The following is an 18,929-nucleotide window of genomic DNA, read 5'->3' on the forward strand; positions in this document are numbered from 1 at the left end:
CAAAATAGAAGGATAACTTGATGGAAATGATGAAAACCCGAGCAGCTGTGGCGTGGGTGCCTGGCGAGCCGTTAAGTATCGAAGAAGTTGATCTGATGCCACCGCAAAAAGGTGAAGTATTGGTACGTATCGTTGCTACCGGTGTTTGCCATACCGATGCCTACACACTGTCCGGAGCAGATCCTGAAGGGATATTCCCGGCGATATTGGGTCACGAAGGTGGCGGTATTGTCGAAGCTGTAGGTGAAGGTGTCACTTCGGTCGAAGTGGGCGATCATGTTATTCCATTGTATACCCCGGAATGTGGCGAATGTAAGTTCTGTAAATCGGGCAAAACCAATTTGTGCCAGGCAATTCGCAGTACCCAGGGTAAGGGCCTGATGCCCGACGGCACCACGCGTTTCTCAAAAAATGGCAAACCTATTTATCATTACATGGGTACTTCAACTTTTGCTGAACACACAGTGGTACCGGAAATCGCGCTGGCCAAAGTCAGTAAAGAAGCGCCGCTGGAAGAAGTTTGTCTGCTTGGCTGTGGGGTCACGACGGGTATGGGTGCGGTGAAAAATACTGCCAATGTTCAGCCAGGTGACACTGTTGCTGTTTTTGGTCTTGGTGGTATTGGTTTATCGGTGATTATCGGCGCTGTTATGGCCAAAGCAAGCCGCATTATCGCCATCGACATCAATGAAAGTAAGTTTGATATCGCCCGTAAATTAGGCGCGACCGATTGTGTGAACCCGAAGGACCACGACAAACCCATTCAGGAGGTCATTGTTGAAATGACCGATGGCGGCGTTGACTTCTCGTTTGAATGTATTGGTAACGTGAAAGTCATGCGCTCGGCGTTAGAGTGCTGTCACAAAGGTTGGGGTGAGTCGGTCATTATCGGCGTTGCGGGTGCGGGCGAAGAGATCTCAACCCGTCCCTTCCAGCTGGTCACCGGCCGCGTATGGCGTGGTAGTGCGTTTGGTGGGGTCAAAGGACGCAGTCAGTTGCCTGACTATGTGCAGCGCTACTTAGATGGTAAGTTTAAACTCAGCACCTTCATTACTCATACCATGGGACTCGAGGATATCAACAAAGCCTTTGACTTGATGCATGAAGGCAAATCGATTCGCTCGGTTATCCATTACGATAAATAACAAGGGACTTGGATATGACGCAAGCAAACTTAAAACTAGTGAGCAGTGTACGCTGTTTTGAAGGCGAACAACGGCGTTATGAACATGTATCCGAAACGCTAAACTGCACGATGCAGTTTAGCGTTTACCTGCCGCCGCAGGCGCTGCGAAAAGATCGTGTTGCAGCTGTGCTTTGGCTATCCGGCCTTACCTGTACCGACGAAAACTTTAGCAGCAAAGCCGGCGCCCAACGGGTCGCGGCCCAGCTTGGCCTGGCGCTGATTATTCCTGACACCAGTCCACGTGGTGAAGAGGTCGCGGATGATGACGCGTATGACTTTGGTAAAGGCGCAGGTTTTTATGTAAATGCTACCGAAGAACCCTGGGCCAGACATTATCAAATGTACGATTACATCACCAAAGAACTGCTTGATGTGGTAACAGATGCCCTCCCCCTGAATGGTCGTATGAGCATCAGTGGTCATTCCATGGGGGGACATGGCGCGCTTGTTATGGCGTTACGGGAAGATGCACGCTTCGCCAGTGTCTCAGCCTTTGCCCCGATCGCCCATCCCAGCGAATGTCCGTGGGGCCACAAAGCTTTTGGCGGTTACCTTGGTTCGGATCGCGAGCTATGGCGTGAATACGATGCCGTAGAACTCATCCGTAGTGGCAAAAAGTGTCCACCCTTACTGGTTGATCAAGGCGGTGCCGATAACTTTCTGGCGGAACAGCTCAACTTCTCCACCCTTCAGGATACCGTTGAAAAGTATCACCTGGTCGCCCAACTACGGCTACAGGAAGGCTACGACCATAGTTATTATTTCATCGCCAGTTTTATCGAAGATCATCTTAACTTTCACAAAACGTATTTAAAAGGTTAAAAAATTGGTAATTTCTGTACTCCTTGCTATGGTTTTATTTAAATAGCTCCGCCTCCGCGTTGCTATTTTGCAAAGGAGTACAGATAGTCATGTCACCGCGCAGTGCCGCCGCATTTATTGCCATCGTTTATTTGGTTCTAGGCTTAGTTTGGATTCGGTTTTCCGACCAATTCTTACTTGCCATTGTTGCCGACTCAAATTTACTAACCGAATGGCAAACATTCAAAGGCTGGACCTACGTAATCGTCACTGCCGGTATTCTTTATTTTCTATCCAAAATGGCCTTAGACCGCGAACGTAACCTATCAGAAAGAGACAGCCTGACACGTTTGCTCAACCGTCACATGTTCGGCCGGGAGCTTAGTAGTGAAATCGAATTTTGCCGGGAAAACGAACAAACACTGGTACTGGTCGTGCTCAACCTGGATGGCTTCAAACAGTTGAACAGCACTGCTGGCAGCGATGCCGGTGACCGCTATCTGCAAAGCATTGCGGTGCTGCTGCGCGACCATTTTAAACAACGGGTTCTGCTAAGTCGTTTTGGCGGTGATGAGTTTGCGGTGGCAATGCCTGCAGTCAGTTGGCCGGATCAGGTTTTGCCGCAAGTTCAGCATCTGCAACAACTGATTCAAGCTAAAAGCATTCCCGAGCTACCTGATTCCGCCTTAACCGCCTGTTTTGGCATCGCGCGCTTTCCGGCAGACTCAGGTAATAGCGAAGACCTTATCGAGGCAGCACTAACGGCACTGGAAGAAGCAAAATCTATGGGCAGTAACCGTCTTCGTGTGTACAAAAGTGAGTACGGAGAACATGCCTCTAAACGCACTAAGCTGTTATTTGATCTGAAAGCGGCAATTGCTAATAAAAAACTTTCAGTCGCCTATCAACCGCAGTTCAAACTCGATGATCAAAGTATCAGTGGCGTCGAAGTTCTGGCCCGCTGGCATCACCCGGAAGCAGGCTTGATTCCTCCTGATATTTTCATTCCCTTGGCTGAGCAACACGGTTTAATCTCTTCAATCACGGATTTTATAATGCAAACTGCTATCCGTGAATTGCTCGATGCCGACCTGCTCTATCAACGCATTCCGCGCGTTTCATTTAATGTCTCAGCGGCTGACTTTAACAATCAGACGAGCGCACAAAGATTCTTGCACAATTTGGCTGACTTACCGGGCGACTTGTCTGTGGTCGAACTCGAACTGACGGAAACCTCGGCCCTACTCAATCTTGAAGGGGTGAAAAAAGTTTTAAATGTGCTCCGTGAACGCGGCGTGCAGGTTTCATTAGACGATTTTGGTACGAGCTATTCATCGTTAAGCACGTTGCGCTTGTTACCTATCCAGGAGCTTAAAATTGATCAAAGTTTTGTGCGGGACATTGCAACAAATGCGCACGACGCGCGCCTGGTGAAAACCATTTTAGCAATGGCCAGTGCGCTCAATTTGCGGGTGGTAGCTGAGGGTGTGGAGAGTCACCAGCAGGCGCGTTATCTGGAGCAGCAGGGCTGTCAGGAAGTACAAGGTTTTCTGTATGCAAAACCTATGGGATTGCAGTCCCTTAAATCTTTCGTTCATAATCTCAGTGCGTCAGCTGCTCAACAGTAATCTGGTTTTTTCCCGCGCGCTTGCCTTGATACATGGCACTATCGGCCACTCGCAAAATTGACTCAACGGTGCAAACGCCGGTTTCGGCAAGTTGTGGGTCTGCGCAGTGGCAGATGCCAATAGAAACACTTAATTTCCAGTCATGTTCGGCACTGACTTTTAATGCTTCGCTGCGTACCCGTTCCAGAATCACGCGGCTATCTTCTAAGGTCGCGCCCGGATGTATAGTTGCAAATTCATCACCACCTATGCGCGCAACAAAGTCAGTACCGCGCACGGCGGCACAAAGAGCATTAGCAATACTCTGCAAAGCACGGTCACCCTGGTCATGACCGCGCGAATCATTCAGACGTTTAAAGTTATCGAGATCAATAAGCGCGACGCTAAATGAATGATGGCCTTCTTTTAACGCTTCAATGTCACTTGCGAGCTCCTGATAAAACGCCCGGCGATTGCCAACGCCAGTCAAAAAATCAGTCAAGGCTTGCTTGCGTTCGAGTTCAAGTTGGCGCCGAATTTTTTCTTCTGTCTCACGATTCTGTGTTGCGTCACGAATAAAGGCAATGGCAAAGGATTCTTGTTTAACAGTGACATGACTCAACATGATATCCACGTGAAAGGTGTCGCCCGTTTTGCGCTGGCCAAGAAAACGGAAGCCACGCCCCATAGGTCGGCTGCTCTGGGTGTTAAAGAAGTGATTTACATGGAATTTATGTTGCTCACGCATGCCCTCAGGTAGTAACGTGTCTAAAGAAGCACCTAACAACTCATCATGCTGATAATTGAACATAGTGGCGGCCAGCTGATTCACCAGAACAATCACCCCCTGTTGATTGACAACAAGAGCGGCGTCAGGAATTATCTCGATAAGCTCGCTGAGATCGCGTTCATCTTTCATAGCAGTAATTTTTTTGTTTTTTGACTCTGTTGCCAAGCTTAATGGAACTCGACACGAATGCCCATAGTGTACACAAAAGTAATTGCGGGAATTATAGCGGTAATTTTTTCTATTACAGCGGGTGCCACAGAACCTGAAGCGCCGCCCCTGAGCGATCGTGCGATGCGAGTCTGGACCACTACCGACGGTCTGCCTCATAATTCGGTCAACCACATCACCCAGGATAGTCTGGGGTATCTTTGGATAGCCAGCTGGGAAGGACCAGTTCGCTTTAATGGCCGTAGTTTTGAACTGTTCTCACAAGCCACAGGGCTGCCCGACCCAGGCTCGCTCTACGTCGCAGAAAATCCTTTTACTAAGCACCTTGTTTCAACCGGAACACGAGGCGGTGTAAGCTATTTTGAAAGCTCGCCAACCGGCGGGCGGTGGCTGCCGCAACCACGTGTCTTTGACCGCGTCGATTACGCACTCTTTACTTCCCCCAACTGTACCTGGTACGCCACCATCAATACTGGCGTCATTCGTGAGTGTGACGGCATTCGGACCCAATATGCAGAACCGGAGGGGTTGCCCAGCGCTGCAGTATTGGAGCTGGAACAAGACCTGCAGGGCAGAGTTTGGGTCGGCACGGACGAAGGCGCAGCCTACTACGACGCAGAACTTGATGCGTTTCGTACCCTTGAAGAACTCCCCAACGGTTATAGTTTTGGTATTGTCGCGACACCCGACAACCACATCTATGTGAGTATTGACCGCGAGATTTTTGTAATCGACCCGGCCCAGCTCAGCGTCGAAAAATGGCCGACACTTTATCCCAGCACCATCACCGAACTCTATCAGGCTCCGGATGAGACCTTTTGGGTTGGTACGCATGAACACGGACTGACGACCTTGACTTCTGCCAAACCACAAATGATGTCGGTCACAAATGGCCTGCCCAATAATCATATTCTGAGTATTTTTATGGATCGGGAGAATACCCTCTGGGTGGGCACGCACCGTGGTCTGGTTCAGTTTCGGCAAGCGCAATTTCATAGCCACCGTGCCGAAGATGGCTTGGGGTATGACTATGTTCGTGCCATCGCCCAAACTGCTGATGGCGCTATCCTGGTCGGCGGCCTGGGCGGGGTTAAACAGATTCGAAACGAAACTGTGCTACCGCTGGGGACAACCAGTAAAGTTAGCAGCGAGAGTATTCTGAGCTTTGCCATCGACCGCGACGAACGCCTGTATATAGGTACCTTTACCAATGGTCTCTATATCATCGAGAACGGCAAACAAATCGCTCATTATAATGAAATGAATGGATTTCCCGGCAACGACGTTCGGGGTTTGCTACTGGCCAGCGACGGCTATTTGTATGCCGCGACTTCCGGTGGTGTACTACGCAGCAAGATCAATGCCGATGGCACCCTCCAGCGTCCCAGCTTTTTTGGTGCCGATGACGGCCTGCCAGATGAGATTATTTATGCCATCCATGAAACTCGCAGCGGTGAGATCCTCATCGGCAGTATGCGCGGCTTATCGCGCCTTATAAATGGCCAAATTGAACGTATTGATGTCAGCTCAGTCAGCGATGCTGAGTTTATTTTTGGCTTCCATGAGAATGCCGCACATATTTACGTAGCCTCTGACCGTGGTCTGTTGGTTTACACCAAGGCTAAGGACACCTGGCAATTATTCGATGACGACAACGGACTGCCCACCATCAAGTTCTTTGACGTAACCCGCGATCACGAAGGCAACCTCTGGCTGGGATCGGGGCGCGGCTTAATCTACGTTGCCGCGGATGATTTCGATATTGCATTAAATGATGACGATCCGGCCACCCCATTAGCTCACACCTTTTATGACAACCATCAGGGCCTGGCCAGTGCGCAAATTAATACCGGTGGCCCGCCCATGTTAGTCGCGAAAAATGGTGACCTTTGGGTTGCAACGTCCCGCGGCATCGGCCATTACATTCCGGAACAAAGCCAGTTTATCCGCCAGACACCGCCGCAGCCGGTGATTGAACGCGTGACGGCAGATGGCCGGGCTATTTCGCAGAACACCTACCTTGATGCCAGCACCCGCCGCGTTGAATTCAAGTTCGTTGGTTTAGGTTACCAGTACCCGGAAAGTATTCGCTACCGCGTGCAACTGGCCGGCTACGATAAGGACTGGGTTGAACCGACCGGCTCCCAGTTGACGGTCTCGTATACGGAACTGCCGCCGCGCGCTTTTATTTTTCAGATACAAGCTGCTTACCCTAACGGTGAGTGGAGCGATGCAGCAACTTTTACCCTGCACAAACTACCCACCCTGTGGCAGCGTCCAAGTATTTGGGTGGCTGCCGGGCTGGCTTTAGCGTTGCTGATTGCGGTAGCGCTGCGACTGCGCGTGTACACGATTACCCGCAGCAAAGAACGCTTGCAACGATTAGTGAAAGAACAAACCCAGACGTTACAACAGCTCGCCCATCAGGACAGTCTTACTAAGCTCGCCAACCGTCGGGCATTTGACGAACTGCTGCGACAAAAAGTGGCACAACACGGCGGACAGCAGCCGCTGGCGCTTATTTTGATGGACCTCGATTATTTCAAAGAAGTGAACGATCGCTATTTGCACACCACAGGTGATCAGGTGCTTAAACGCGTGGCTCAGATTATTAAGGAATCAGCCCGGGAGAGCGATATGATTGCGCGTTGGGGCGGCGAAGAGTTTGCCATATTACTATCGGGCGCTCACGCAGCGAGTCTCGAGGCAATTTGTGAACGTATTCGAATAGCAATCATGCAAGCAGATCTGCATGACTTAGTTAGCAACTTGTCCATCACCAGTAGTTTCGGCGGCGCGTGCTATGTGCCAGGAGAAACTGCGGCCAACCTGATCCGTCGCGCTGATAAAGCGCTCTACCGGGCCAAACATGGCGGTCGCAACCGCACTGAAATTGCGCAATCCGAGGAGTAGCCGCGCATCATGCGGCTGCCCTATTCCTGCACAGGTACCATTAACCGAAGCAACTGTGGCTTACCCTGGCGAAACTGAACTACAAACACATCGCCGTAATCCTGCTCGGTAAGATCTTCTACTTCAATATCCAATGCCCGGACGATGCCAGGCACTGTATTACTGTGCCCTACGACCAACACGTCCTGTTGCGCGTCCCGCAACTGCGCCGCCAAGTTTTCACCATCCCCGGCACGATAATTCTTAACTTCCAATCCATGCTGCTGTGCCAACGGCGAAACTGTCTGTTCGGTTCGTTTATAGGGGGTGCTGTAAATGGCCGAGATCTGTACTTTACTAAGCATTTCCGCTAATGCCTGCGCCCGGCGTTGGCCTTTTTCGCTTAACGGCGGGTCGCTCTCTGCGACCGCTTTCTCGGCATGTCTTACAACGATGATCGAAAAGTCCTGTGCCATGACTGAGCTACTCCCTAAGACTCCAATACATATCAAGGTTAATACAGTTAACAGGCGACTCATAAAAATCCGCTCATTTTTTTAATTGACACCATTTATCGGTGCGCCTAAGGTCTTAATGTTGTTCTACTTTTCTACTAATAACAAGGATAAAAACTATGGATCATCAAGGTTTCGACAGCTCAAGTACCGTAAGCGTCGGTGAATGGATGCTGACATTATTTCTCACATTCATCCCAATTGTGAATCTAATCGCTCTCATCATTTGGGCCTTCTCAAGCGGTACTAAACCCTCAAAATCAAATTGGGCCAAAGCTACGTTATTGTGGATGCTTATTGCAATAGTACTTGGTTTTGGAATGGCCATGCTTGGTGTTGGCTTCGGCATGATGGGGATGAACAGTTATTCGTAACTATAGCCAAGTGTAAATTTGTGGCAGCCCCATTACTGAGCGCCAAGGGAATTACCAAAGTTTACCCCATGGGGGATGTCGAGATTCACGCATTACGCGGTGTCGATCTCGAGCTCATCAGCGGTGAACTCGTAGTTTTGCTTGGCGCTTCGGGCTCAGGAAAGTCTACTTTATTAAACATCATGGGGGGTCTTGATACCCCAACCTCCGGCGAGTTGTACTACCTCAAAACCCCACTTCACCAACTAACGCAAAGTCAATTAACGCGTTTTCGTCGTGACCATGTCGGTTTTGTTTTCCAATTCTATAACCTCATTCCAAGCTTAACTGCACGGGAAAATGTGGCTATGGTGACTAATATTGCCAGTCATCCAATGTCACCGGAAGAAGCTCTTGAGCGGGTCGGCCTGACCAACCGAATGGATCACTTTCCCTCGCAACTGTCTGGCGGCGAACAACAACGGGTAGCAATTGCACGAGCTATTGCGAAACGTCCGGAGATACTTCTTTGCGACGAGCCCACAGGAGCTCTTGACTCTAGCACCGGAGGCTTAGTTTTAGACGTTCTGCAACAGATCAATAGTGAACTAGGTACAACCACTGCCGTGATTACCCACAACGAAATTATTGGCTCAATGGCGGACCGCGTTATTCGATTATCAGATGGTGCAATTACCTCTGATCATCGTAACCTGGAAAAAGCTCCTGCCAGGGACCTCCGCTGGTGAACATCCACACCATTTTGTTCATTAAGCTCTTGCGCGAGTTCTGGCAATCGCGAGCTCAGTTATTCGCAATTGCAATCGTGATTGCCGTCGGTGTCATGGTGCTTTTGACTATGGTCACATCACGCCAGACACTTGAGCGTTCTCAACGCGAATTTTATCAAGACCATCAGTTCGCTGATATTTTTGTCGATCTGACTCGAGCGCCAAATTCACTTTTGCCGCGGATCCAGGAATTGCCGGATGTCGCACTTGCAGAAACTCGGGTACAAAGTTCTGCACGTATTTACGTTGATGGCTTTTACGCCCCCATTCAAGCCCTCCTGCTTTCGCTGCCTGAGCAACGAGAACCGTTATTAAATCAACTGTATCTGTTAAGCGGACGACATGCCCTGGCCCTCGACGAAGTGGTCATTGCTCGTCCTTTTGCTGAGGCCCATGAGCTCAGTTTAAACGACGAACTGGAAATCGTTCTCAATGGAACGCGCTCGAGCTATCGAGTCGTTGGTATAGCTCTCTCACCCGAGTTCATTTACCAACTTGGGCCTGCCGACATAATGCCTGATTATGAAAGATATGGCGTTTTCTGGTTAAGCGAAGATGCCCTGGCCGGACCGCTAAATATGCTTGGAGCCTTCAATCATGTCAGCCTCAGACTTCAGCAACAGGCCGATATTGAGACCCTCATATTGCAGTTAGACACACTACTTGAGAGCTACGGTGGTCGTGGCGCATACCGTCGGGACGACCAAGCCTCGCATAGCTTTATCAATGAAGAACTCAATCAGCTGCGTATAAATTCTATTTTCCTACCTACTCTCTTTCTTGGTTCTGCAGCATTTTTGCTTTATATCTTCACCCAACGGCAAATCCATACCCAACGCCAGACCATTGCCATCATGAAGGCATTTGGTTACTACCAATGGCAGGTCATGGTTCATTACTTAAGTTTCACCGGACTAATAGTAATGGTTGGCGTCTTCTTAGGTAGCTTGCTCGGTTATTGGTTAGCGGATCGCATGGTACAGCTTTACAGCTACTACTTTTCTTTTGTCAGCTTAAAAGCAAAGATTCAACCCTCAACCCTGGCAATAGCTTTTCTTGTCACGCTGTCCGCAGGATTATTGGGCACAGCTTATGGTGTTTATAACGCGGTTAAAATTCCCCCAGCTCAAGCCATGCGCCCGCCGAATCCAACAGCTTTTCATAGCAGTCGATTTTCGCGTCTTCTTTCCATTAGCTGGTTGAGTCAAGGGGCACGTATTATTCTTCGCAATCTATCGCGATATCCCTTGCGGACCTTTTCTTCAATCTCGGGGGTCGCTCTTTCCGGTGGGCTCTTAATGTTTGGTAGTTATCAGTTCAGCGCCATAAACGAGATACTGAATCGCAATTATCAAATTGAAAATCAAATGGATTTAGTGATCCATTTTGCTCAAATCACCGATGCAGATGGCCTGCACTCATTAGCTGCACTACCTGGGGTGGGCTATCTCGAGGGCGTCCGGAGCGTGCCGATCCGATTACACCACGGACGCAGAGTGGAAAGCACGGTGCTGACTGGTTTCAGTCCCAACAGCGAGCTACGCAACCTGGCTGGTCTGGAGCGTCTGCCTGATCACGGATTGGTCATCACCGACCATTTAGCCCGTAAACTTGGTATCGAGCCCGGGATGACCATTGAGACGGAAGTTATTGCAGAGCGCCGTATCACTTTTGATCTACCTGTGGTTGCGGTCTCAGCTGAAGCGATTGGGATTGGTGCCTACATGGCGCTTCCGGCATTAAATGAGATGCTACTCGAAGGAGGAACTCTCACGGGCGCCTGGCTATTGATAGACGATGAGCAACAAACAGAACTCTACAATGCCCTTAATGATATGCCGAGAATTGCAGGTTACACTCACCTGCGCGAGGCGGAACGAAAGCTAAGTGCCTATATTGATGCCACAGTGCTCGCGGCAATGGGAATTATTTTCTTACTTGCAGGCTCCATGACCTTCGCTATGGTCTATAACAACGCACGAATCGCCTTAGCTGAGCGCGAGCGTGAATTGGCAACCTTAAGGGTACTTGGTTACAGTCATGGTGAGATTGCGCGAATTCTTTTTGGTGAACTGATTATAGTGGTTGTCGTAGCTATTCCAGTTGGATGGCTGTTGGGCTCTCTTTTTGCGGTTGCGATGAGTGCCATGATGAGTAGTGAAATGTTTCGTATCCCATTCATTGTCAATCGGCAGGTTTTTGCGCTATCTGCACTTGGAGTACTGTTAGCTACTGCATTTGCTATTCTTTTGATGATACGGAAACTAAGAAAGATCGATCTAATTGCGGCACTTAAATCTGAATAACTTTTCGGCAAATTACCGGAGTCACTGCAATGCCTACGCGTAAATCTCAGAAATGGGTCAAAGCTTTGCCATGGCTAGGCTTACTCGCCATGATTGTAATTTTGCTCATTGCCTTGCAACCAGCACCAGTAAAAGTGGCTGTCACCGAGGTTTATCAAGGTCCCCTGGCAAATAATATTCATGATGAAGGACGGACACATTTGCGCGACACGTACAAAGTGTCAGCTCCGATTGCAGGCTATTTACGGCGAGTGCTCCTGGAACAGGGCGACCATGTGTCCAAAGGCGACACACTTTTCGTCATCGAGCCCACACCAACGCCCTCGTTAGACGCGCGCACCCGTGAGCAGGCTACGCAAACGCTCAGAGCAACTGAGGCTCGCTTACTTGCAGCTCAGGCCAACCTTGAGACCAGTCTAACCGAAGCTCAGTTAGCAACGAAAGAGCATCTGCGCATTGCCCAACTCTATGAGTCTGGCTTAGTCTCAGCAGCTGAAATTGATCGCGCCCAAACATCACTGCTGCGCGCGCAGGCTAGCGTTCGATCCGCGCAAGCGGCAGTAACCGTTGCACAAGCCGAAGTCACTAACGCCAAACTGGTACTTGAAGTGACTGAAGGTGAACGCAGTAAAAATGACAACCAGGTGCTTGTTGTGCCGGCCCCAATAGACGGTACTGTCCTAACGAGATTCAGATGTTGCGAGGGTGTGCTTTATGCTGGTGAAGTGATTGTCGAGCTGGGAAACCTCGAGCAACTTGAAGTTCAAGTTGACTTACTTAGTAACGCAGCCGTAAAAGTTCGGCCTGGGATGGCTGCATGGATCACGCAATGGGGCGGCAATACGCCCTTGCGAGGAATGGTGCGGCGGGTCAACCCAACTGGATTCACGAAGGTCTCAGCATTGGGCATTGAAGAGCAGCGCGTAAGTGTTTTCATTGAGTTACAGGAGTATTCGCCAGACCTGGGAAATGATTATAGAGTCGAAGTCACAATCACTCTCGAACAGGTTGATGAAACCATAGCCGTTCCAGTGACAGCTCTGTTTCGGGAGAACAACTCATGGCAGGTATTCGTGCTGGACGAGAATAATAAGTTAAGCTTGCGTAACGTCGAATTAGGCTTTCAAAGTGGTATCTACCGACAAGTTCTAAGTGGACTTCAAGACCACGACTTGATCGTTAATCATCCCAGTTCTGAACTGCAAGATGGACAGTACGTCAGACGTTTTAACGATGACTAGACCAACCTCAGCTACACGACCCTATGTATGGGCGCTGAAACCTTCCATGCTTTTATTTTAGATGACGTTTAGTGCGTGTATTCATATGAACAGCAGTGACTTCATCATTCATCGAGTGAGCAAGATAAGCAACGCTCTTTGCCGGTGATGAGTTTCGACAGACGGTCACGGTGTTTAGCAAAACCAAGATAGCCTTTGTCAGCAAGCCAACGCACTCCAGGCCAACGCAGCGGCGCGATAAGCCAACCGCGACCGACCGCTGACCAGGCAGCATAAGTCACATCTAGCCCATAAATCATAGCACCGCTGGGTGTGCGGGCATGCAAAATACGGTTGGCCTCAGCGACATCAATATCTGGGAAACGCGCTGCAAAGTCTTCGTCCCAAATACTCTCGAACTGAATCTTTCCGTGCTTATCACGGCTTTTAAGATGACGCATTTCGCGAACACACAGAGGACACCCCCCATCGTAGAATAAAATCAATTTAGCTGACAAAGGCTGACCTCCGTTACGAACTTCTCGTCACTCATTGTTCGTTACGGAGGCCAGGAAAACATTGATCACGACGATTCGGATATTTTTGAGATAAAGTAAATTGCGTAAAAGACACAAATACCAATCACTATAGCCAAACCCGTAAACGAAAAAAATATAACCGGATCAGAGAAAAACTGTTTCAGCAGTTGCATGGTCTGTCCTCCTAGAACCGATAACGGATCCCCAACATGGCAACAGTTGGATCGATGTCTACAGCTACGGACTCAATGGTTGTGCCATTGATACGGACATCAGCGACAGTATCAATTGCCATTCGGCTCACCATCAAATGTAATCCCCACTGCTCCGTCATGGCGATATTTACCCCTGCTTGCAAGGCATAGCCCCAGCTGTTTGATAGCGCTAAATCCACATCATCATTCGCAGTCACCACAGCGAGATCCGTTAATACACCAGCTAATTCAGGACTGATCTTCTCTTCAAAAAAAGTGGTGTAATTAACCCCAACTCCGATGAATGGGTCAACTCGCTCAACACCAACGTCAAAGTGGTACTGCGCGAGCAGCGTTGGTGGCAAATGCTTGGTTTCACCAATCTTTAATCCAGCGAGGCTGCCGGTACCATTGATCTCATGTTTGAATGGTGTCGCCGCAATAAGCTCCAGACTCCAATTTTTATCTAATGCATAGTCAAAGGTGATACCCAACTGTGTGTTTTCGTCAACGGTGACGCCGGTACTACCGCCGGTCATTCCCGCAACACTTTCAATAACCGGTAATGATCCGCTATCATCATTTGGCATGACACCAATGGCACCAACATTGACTGAAATATCGGCGGCCGCAGGCCCTGCAAAACCCAATACCGCCAGACTCGCTACTAACAATGATTTTTTCATACAGCACTCCTTGGTTAATATCCCTATATTTTATAAGGTTATAACCAGTAAACCTTGATCCTGATCAAGTTTCTGACCGCACCAGCAGAACATTTTCTTTTGGCGCATTTGCGGCTACTATTTGCTAAAGGGCAACAAAGAGTCATGCTGCATCGACTCATAACAGGAAGGGAAATTGCGATGCTAAGAGAGCTCAAATGGGGTGTACTATTTGCTGGGGCGTTATTGCTATGGTTGCTTATCGAGCGGGTAACGGGTCTGCATGGCGAGCATATTGAGTACCATCGTTACTTTACCAACCTGTTTGCGATTGTTGCGGTCGTTATCTATGTGCTGGCGCTACGCGATAAACGTTCGTCAATGCCTAATCAAGAAATGCAATGGGCTGAAGGTTTCATTAGTGGCTTGATTATCAGCGTCGTGGTTGCGGTATTATCACCACTGCTACAAATTATTGCGCATTATCTGATTTCGCCTGATTTCTTTAGCAATATGCAAGCCTTTGTCATCAGTGAAGGCATGATGGAACCCGAAGCTGCGCGAGATTATTTCTCGCTGGAGTCATACATGATCCAGTCCGCCCTCGGCGCACTTTTGATGGGGGCTGTTACCAGCGCGGTCGTTGCATTTTTCCTACGTAAGAGAAATCAAGCCCCCGAGCGGCATAACACATAACCGCCGCTCAGGTGCTGAAGTGAATCAAGCTGCGCAGCACTGGGGCTGTTCTACGCAGCAAGTGAGTTTAGCCAGCATTTCGTCATAGCCATGAGGTTTAATCAGCGGCTGCCGTGGGGCGGCCACTTTGTAGTTTCCCTGATGAACCATAGTGCCCTGGGCAACGCCGGCAAGTGCTTTTAGGAAGTCTTTTGAAAATTTCATCTCGTTCTCCAAATAAGTGTTGGTTTGTGAAAGCAAGATAAGTATATTGTTTCCATCGGATATTATTAGATGGCAAATTGGAAACTTATTGTTTCTATATGGCAACAATGGTGCTTACGATGCTAGAACGTTTCGCCGATATGGCAGTATTTGCTGCAATTATGGAGACCGGCAGTTTTACCCGTGCTGCGCAGCAACTGGAGCTCTCCAAAAGTGCTGTGAGCAAGGCCATTGCCCGACTGGAAGAACAGTTACAAACCAAACTCCTCATCCGCACCACCCGAAAACTGTCGCCAACTGTTGCAGGATTAGACTTTTATCAACACTGTCGCGAGATTGTGCAAGAGGCTGATCTTGCCTATGAACACATCGGTGCGATGCGTTCGGTCCCGAGCGGTCGCGTGACCCTGACCGCACCAGTGAATTACGGTGCTACCCGCATCGCGCCATTAATGCCAGAACTGCTGGAACGCTATCCTGAAATCGATATTGATCTGCAACTGACGAATCGCCTGGTTGATCTGGTCGATGAAAAAGTCGATATCGCGATTCGTTGCGGGGCACTGAAGGATTCGAATTTCTACTTTCGTAAGGTTGCGCCTTTATCTATTGTGTTGGTTGGTTCGCGCGGTTACTTTGCCCGGCACCCAAAACCTAAGCATCCTGACGAATTGAGCTATAAAGCGGGATTGCATCAGTGCATTACCGACAGTGCGCGCGTCACCGATAAGCAGTGGCGTTTTTATAACGATGGCGAGTTGCTGCAGGTGACCGTGAATGGTCGTTTTGCGGTGTCTGATAACCGTGCTATGCGCGCGGCGCTGCTAGCCGACCTGGGACTCGCCTATATGCCCAGCTATTCATTGAACGAAATGATTACTGCGGGTGAGATTGAAACGGCACTTGATGATTTTATGCCACAACCGGTTCCGGTGCATCTACTCTATCCCGAGCGCAAGTACACCACGGCCGCAGTGACCGTGGTGCTGGATTATCTGCAGCAACGTCTTAGTTAGGTATTTTCCTGCATACGCTGAGCCAGCCTTACTTCCATGCGGCGGATTTCGTTTGCCGTATGATTGCGCCCCGTTTCCAGGAAAATCCAGATTTTAGTCGCAACCTGAGCATTGAAAACCAATAGCAGCAAAATCCCCCAATACACTTGTTCATCGGCTGAGGCAGTGAAAAATTCGTATCCAGTCCAGAAAATGAATACGGTTAAGACGATCGCCAGTAAATAAGCCACTTTCATGACCCAGCTGAAGCTCGAGGTGAAACCAGCTTTTAAATAGCCGGTCAGCCCTGTGTCATCGGTTGCCATCTCTCAGTTCTCCTGTGTTGCTGTCTGTGTGGATAGTTCCACCTGACACTTGAACAATCAATATAGCCCACAGCACCAAACAGAGTTAGTTCAGGGAAATAAAATCAGGCTCGCTCGTTCGATAGAACTACATCGTCCAAGTTATAACCCAATACTATTGATCGATTGCTGCCGGCAAGCTGTAATGACAGGCTAAGAAAATCCAATCACGAGGTACACATGAGAGACATCGTTATTATCCACGAGAATGATGAATGGTTAGTCCCCCTGCGGGAAGAATTGCGCCAACGTGGAGTAACTGCCAACGAATGGTTTCTCGACAGCGGCCCTGTTCCCTTTACGCAAACTCCAGCTGATGCGGTGTACTACAACCGTATGAGTGCATCGTCACACACGCGTGGCCATCGCTTTGCCCCGGAGCTTACTAAGGCTGTGCTGACCTGGCTGGAAAACCATGACCGCACCGTGGTGAATCCAACTCAGGTACTGGCGCTGGAAGTATGTAAGTTGTCGCAGTACGCCGCTTTGCAGCGGGCCGGACTCAAGGTACCCAAAACTCATGCTGTGGTCGGTAAAGAGCATCTTATTGTGGCTGCAGAAGTTTTCGATCAGTGGCCACTGATTGTGAAACCCAATCGCGGTGGCAAAGGCCTGGGCGTACAACGCTTTGACTCAATAGCGGATCTTACAGCCTATCTCGAACGCGAAGACCTCGACGAGCCATTAGACGGCACCTGGCTGTTACAGGAATACATTCAGCCACGTGAACCCTTTATCACCCGCGCGGAGTTTGTTGGCCGGCGTTTCGTGTACACGGTACAAGTGAATACTGAGGATGGTTTTGAGCTCTGTCCGGCTGACAATTGTTCGATTGAAGACCAATTCTGTCCTACCGACCAACAGTCAAACAAATTCACCATTACCCAGCGTTTTGACCAACATGAGATCATTGACGCACTGGAAAACTTTCTGCATCAAACAGGCATCGATGTTGCTGGCATTGAGTTTATCGAAAATGCTCAGGGCGAATTATTTGTGTACGACGTGAATACCAACACCAACTACAATCAGCCTGCTGAGCAACGCGCCGAAGTGTCGGATACGGGAATGGGTGCGTTAGCAGACTACCTCATCGGCTTGGCGTCGAAATAGCGCCTTACGCCGATGAACTGGAGTGATATTTTATGGCGTGCATCAGCCAAAACAGCATACGCCGCACGCTCAGCTTTGCGTTTTCTTGATGCTTAACTTGTTTTCATACATGCGCTCATCTGCCAGTTTTAACAGCGCTGCTTTATTCTGACCGATCTCTGAACTACACGCACAGCCGATGCTGAGTGACGGATAGAGAGTAACCCCCTGAGCCTGGACGCTCTGGCTTTCGACAAAGTTTCTTATTTTCTCAATAATCCCATCGACTTGTTTCTGGTTTCTACACCGATTTAAAATCACCAAGAATTCATCGCCCCCCATGCGGGCCACGATATCTGATGCACGCACCGCAGCTTCTAAACCATTGGCGACCAGCTTCAGCATTTCATCGCCAGCATCGTGTCCGTGGGTATCGTTAATCTCTTTAAAACCATTAAGATCGATAGCCAGAACACAAAAACTACTGCTACGATAATTTTCACTAAGCAGACGATGCAGATATCTAAGCGCAAAACGACGATTGTATAAGCGCGTTAGAACGTCCTCGTTCGCACGATGCCGTTCGGCCCGGTAAAACGTCCACAATACGAATACACTGAAAAAGAGCAGTATATAGATACCAATCAGGCTCCAACGCTCTAGCTCCATCAAGTAGTTCTGCTCTTGAGTCAAATTCGATTCAAATTTCGCCGCGATCCACCACTCACCATTAGGGATGATGACAACACCTTGATAATCGGCTTTTTGAAAAGTCTCAGCGGTTCCCTCAAAGATCTCACCTTCACGGCCTGTTCCATTGCGTCCTCGAATAGCAATGTCGGCATTTTTAATTTGGAAAATTCCTGCAGACGACATCAAGCTTTTGTAATCGATAACCACACTTAAAGATCCCCAGTAATCTTTATTAGCTGGATAATCCGTAAATACTGGTACCCGTGCAATAATTGCCTGCCCGCCCTGGAAAAGTTCCAACGGGCCGGCGATATAGATATCTTCAGATCGTCGCGCAGCCTGAACGGTCTCATATTGCGAAGGCACGGTTCTAAAATCCAGACCTATGGCTTTTTCATTACCTTCAATAGGGTAGTTTTTTTCAACAATGTCGTTAGGCGCCATGCCAACATTGCGAACATTTTCAGCCCGATCGAGTAAACGGGTACTGATTTCGTGAAAGTTATCTGAAGATGCTTGAGGGTCAATATTAAAAAGGGTCGCCAGACTATCGACTAAAAACACGTCACGGAATAACGCCGATTCGAGCTTAGATTTTGCCAGTAGAACTTCCGAACGCAGGTTATCATTCGCATCTTGCTTCAATCGTTCTTCAGTTAACACCACCACCCAATTGGCAAGCCCCCAGACCAGAAACAGTCCGGCAAGGAAAACGATAATGATAACGGCTGCTACGCGTTTGCGAATGATCAAGCTTCTATCCTTAAAAACCGTTCAAACTGAAATGTTGAGCCGCTACTACGACCTAACTCGCATCTTAATGAAACAACAAAGATTCGGTGAACGCAAGTAAACGG

At 49.0% G+C, this 18,929-nt stretch carries 19 protein-coding genes; 11 read left to right on the top strand and 8 right to left on the bottom strand.

What is annotated here, in order from left to right; genetic code table 11:
- Positions 1-20 precede the first annotated feature (20 nt).
- The 3 genes from CWI69_RS04945 (at position 21) to CWI69_RS04955 (ending at position 3,615) form a co-directional block, all read left to right on the top strand.
- Positions 21-1,145 carry an S-(hydroxymethyl)glutathione dehydrogenase/class III alcohol dehydrogenase gene (locus tag CWI69_RS04945; RefSeq protein WP_126762421.1) on the top strand — a complete coding sequence of 375 codons (1,125 nt, stop codon included), beginning with the start codon at positions 21-23 and terminating at the stop codon, positions 1,143-1,145.
- Between the two features lie 14 nt (positions 1,146-1,159).
- Positions 1,160-2,008 (top strand): S-formylglutathione hydrolase, encoded by an 849-nt coding sequence (gene fghA, locus CWI69_RS04950; RefSeq protein ID WP_126762423.1) that lies wholly within the window; start codon positions 1,160-1,162, stop codon positions 2,006-2,008.
- 89 nt (positions 2,009-2,097) lie between these two features.
- On the top strand, positions 2,098-3,615 hold the full coding sequence (locus CWI69_RS04955; protein WP_126762425.1) for a putative bifunctional diguanylate cyclase/phosphodiesterase: 1,518 nt from the start codon (positions 2,098-2,100) through the stop codon (positions 3,613-3,615).
- Here CWI69_RS04955 and CWI69_RS04960 read toward each other — a convergent pair.
- Positions 3,590-4,513, bottom strand: coding sequence for a GGDEF domain-containing protein (locus tag CWI69_RS04960; RefSeq protein WP_198678886.1), 924 nt, complete (start codon positions 4,511-4,513; stop codon positions 3,590-3,592). The two genes, CWI69_RS04955 and CWI69_RS04960, sit on opposite strands and share 26 nt — an antisense overlap.
- 66 nt (positions 4,514-4,579) lie before the next feature.
- On the opposite strand from CWI69_RS04960, the gene CWI69_RS04965 reads away from it, so the two are divergent.
- Positions 4,580-7,465, top strand: coding sequence for a ligand-binding sensor domain-containing protein (locus CWI69_RS04965; RefSeq protein ID WP_198678887.1), 2,886 nt, complete (start codon positions 4,580-4,582; stop codon positions 7,463-7,465).
- A 20-nt stretch (positions 7,466-7,485) separates the two neighbouring features.
- Here CWI69_RS04965 and CWI69_RS04970 read toward each other — a convergent pair whose 3' ends face one another.
- Entirely contained in the window at positions 7,486-7,920 is a 435-nt protein-coding gene (locus tag CWI69_RS04970; protein ID WP_157984242.1) for a SixA phosphatase family protein, read from the bottom strand.
- Positions 7,921-8,078: 158 nt separating this feature from the next.
- On the opposite strand from CWI69_RS04970, the gene CWI69_RS04975 reads away from it, so the two are divergent.
- The 4 genes from CWI69_RS04975 to CWI69_RS04990 are packed head-to-tail and all read left to right on the top strand — an operon-like array spanning position 8,079 to position 12,650.
- Positions 8,079-8,333 carry a hypothetical protein gene (locus CWI69_RS04975; RefSeq protein ID WP_198678888.1) on the top strand — a complete coding sequence of 85 codons (255 nt, stop codon included), beginning with the start codon at positions 8,079-8,081 and terminating at the stop codon, positions 8,331-8,333.
- Between the two features lie 20 nt (positions 8,334-8,353).
- Positions 8,354-9,061 (top strand): ABC transporter ATP-binding protein, encoded by a 708-nt coding sequence (locus CWI69_RS04980; RefSeq protein ID WP_241971031.1) that lies wholly within the window; start codon positions 8,354-8,356, stop codon positions 9,059-9,061.
- On the top strand, positions 9,058-11,409 hold the full coding sequence (locus CWI69_RS04985) for an ABC transporter permease (RefSeq protein WP_126762433.1): 2,352 nt from the start codon (positions 9,058-9,060) through the stop codon (positions 11,407-11,409). Before CWI69_RS04980 ends, CWI69_RS04985 begins: the two co-directional genes overlap by 4 nt.
- A gap of 29 nt (positions 11,410-11,438) precedes the next feature.
- Positions 11,439-12,650, top strand: coding sequence for an efflux RND transporter periplasmic adaptor subunit (locus tag CWI69_RS04990; protein WP_126762435.1), 1,212 nt, complete (start codon positions 11,439-11,441; stop codon positions 12,648-12,650).
- A gap of 104 nt (positions 12,651-12,754) precedes the next feature.
- Here the strand turns inward: CWI69_RS04990 and CWI69_RS04995 are convergent, their stop codons facing one another.
- The 3 genes from CWI69_RS04995 to CWI69_RS05005 form a co-directional block, all read right to left on the bottom strand.
- Positions 12,755-13,135: a thiol-disulfide oxidoreductase DCC family protein gene (locus tag CWI69_RS04995; RefSeq protein ID WP_198678907.1), complete on the bottom strand. Its 381-nt coding sequence runs from the start codon at positions 13,133-13,135 to the stop codon at positions 12,755-12,757.
- 77 nt (positions 13,136-13,212) lie between these two features.
- Entirely contained in the window at positions 13,213-13,341 is a 129-nt protein-coding gene (locus tag CWI69_RS05000) for a DUF3149 domain-containing protein (protein WP_126762439.1), read from the bottom strand.
- An 11-nt stretch (positions 13,342-13,352) separates the two neighbouring features.
- Positions 13,353-14,048 (bottom strand): OmpW/AlkL family protein, encoded by a 696-nt coding sequence (locus tag CWI69_RS05005; RefSeq protein WP_126762441.1) that lies wholly within the window; start codon positions 14,046-14,048, stop codon positions 13,353-13,355.
- Between the two features lie 180 nt (positions 14,049-14,228).
- Between CWI69_RS05005 and CWI69_RS05010 the strand changes: the two genes are divergently transcribed.
- Positions 14,229-14,723 carry a DUF4199 domain-containing protein gene (locus CWI69_RS05010; protein ID WP_126762443.1) on the top strand — a complete coding sequence of 165 codons (495 nt, stop codon included), beginning with the start codon at positions 14,229-14,231 and terminating at the stop codon, positions 14,721-14,723.
- Between the two features lie 24 nt (positions 14,724-14,747).
- Here CWI69_RS05010 and CWI69_RS05015 read toward each other — a convergent pair whose 3' ends face one another.
- On the bottom strand, positions 14,748-14,927 hold the full coding sequence (locus CWI69_RS05015) for a hypothetical protein (protein ID WP_126762444.1): 180 nt from the start codon (positions 14,925-14,927) through the stop codon (positions 14,748-14,750).
- Between the two features lie 119 nt (positions 14,928-15,046).
- Between CWI69_RS05015 and CWI69_RS05020 the strand changes: the two genes are divergently transcribed.
- Complete coding sequence (locus CWI69_RS05020) at positions 15,047-15,943, top strand: LysR family transcriptional regulator (RefSeq protein ID WP_198678889.1); 897 nt, start codon at positions 15,047-15,049, stop codon at positions 15,941-15,943.
- Here CWI69_RS05020 and CWI69_RS05025 read toward each other — a convergent pair.
- Positions 15,940-16,248 (bottom strand): DUF6768 family protein, encoded by a 309-nt coding sequence (locus CWI69_RS05025; RefSeq protein ID WP_126762448.1) that lies wholly within the window; start codon positions 16,246-16,248, stop codon positions 15,940-15,942. The two genes, CWI69_RS05020 and CWI69_RS05025, sit on opposite strands and share 4 nt — an antisense overlap.
- A 219-nt stretch (positions 16,249-16,467) precedes the next feature.
- On the opposite strand from CWI69_RS05025, the gene CWI69_RS05030 reads away from it, so the two are divergent.
- A complete protein-coding gene (locus tag CWI69_RS05030) occupies positions 16,468-17,400 on the top strand; it encodes an ATP-grasp domain-containing protein (RefSeq protein WP_126762450.1) in 933 nt (310 codons plus the stop codon).
- A 69-nt stretch (positions 17,401-17,469) separates the two neighbouring features.
- On the opposite strand, the gene CWI69_RS05035 is transcribed toward CWI69_RS05030, so the two are convergent.
- The gene (locus CWI69_RS05035; RefSeq protein WP_126762451.1) at positions 17,470-18,825 is read right to left on the bottom strand and encodes a diguanylate cyclase; all 1,356 of its coding nucleotides are present in this window, start codon (positions 18,823-18,825) and stop codon (positions 17,470-17,472) included.
- Positions 18,826-18,929: the final 104 nt, after the last annotated feature.

It is taken from the genome of Pseudidiomarina halophila (assembly GCF_003987215.1).
GTDB lineage: Bacteria > Pseudomonadota > Gammaproteobacteria > Enterobacterales > Alteromonadaceae > Pseudidiomarina > Pseudidiomarina halophila.

Excerpts from the sequence above, each read along its gene's own strand:
- CWI69_RS05000 (WP_126762439.1), bottom strand. The coding sequence starts at position 13,341 with ATGCAACTGCTGAAACAGTTTTTCTCTGATCCGGTTATATTTTTTTCG.
- CWI69_RS05005 (WP_126762441.1), bottom strand. The coding sequence starts at position 14,048 with ATGAAAAAATCATTGTTAGTAGCGAGTCTGGCGGTATTGGGTTTTGCA.
- CWI69_RS04960 (WP_198678886.1), bottom strand. The coding sequence starts at position 4,513 with ATGAAAGATGAACGCGATCTCAGCGAGCTTATCGAGATAATTCCTGAC.
- CWI69_RS05030 (WP_126762450.1), top strand. The coding sequence starts at position 16,468 with ATGAGAGACATCGTTATTATCCACGAGAATGATGAATGGTTAGTCCCC.
- CWI69_RS05025 (WP_126762448.1), bottom strand. The coding sequence starts at position 16,248 with ATGGCAACCGATGACACAGGGCTGACCGGCTATTTAAAAGCTGGTTTC.
- CWI69_RS04970 (WP_157984242.1), bottom strand. The coding sequence starts at position 7,920 with ATGGCACAGGACTTTTCGATCATCGTTGTAAGACATGCCGAGAAAGCG.
- CWI69_RS05015 (WP_126762444.1), bottom strand. The coding sequence starts at position 14,927 with ATGAAATTTTCAAAAGACTTCCTAAAAGCACTTGCCGGCGTTGCCCAG.
- CWI69_RS04975 (WP_198678888.1), top strand. The coding sequence starts at position 8,079 with ATGGATCATCAAGGTTTCGACAGCTCAAGTACCGTAAGCGTCGGTGAA.
- CWI69_RS04990 (WP_126762435.1), top strand. The coding sequence starts at position 11,439 with ATGCCTACGCGTAAATCTCAGAAATGGGTCAAAGCTTTGCCATGGCTA.
- fghA (WP_126762423.1), top strand. The coding sequence starts at position 1,160 with ATGACGCAAGCAAACTTAAAACTAGTGAGCAGTGTACGCTGTTTTGAA.
- CWI69_RS04955 (WP_126762425.1), top strand. The coding sequence starts at position 2,098 with ATGTCACCGCGCAGTGCCGCCGCATTTATTGCCATCGTTTATTTGGTT.
- CWI69_RS05020 (WP_198678889.1), top strand. The coding sequence starts at position 15,047 with ATGCTAGAACGTTTCGCCGATATGGCAGTATTTGCTGCAATTATGGAG.
- CWI69_RS04945 (WP_126762421.1), top strand. The coding sequence starts at position 21 with ATGGAAATGATGAAAACCCGAGCAGCTGTGGCGTGGGTGCCTGGCGAG.
- CWI69_RS05010 (WP_126762443.1), top strand. The coding sequence starts at position 14,229 with ATGCTAAGAGAGCTCAAATGGGGTGTACTATTTGCTGGGGCGTTATTG.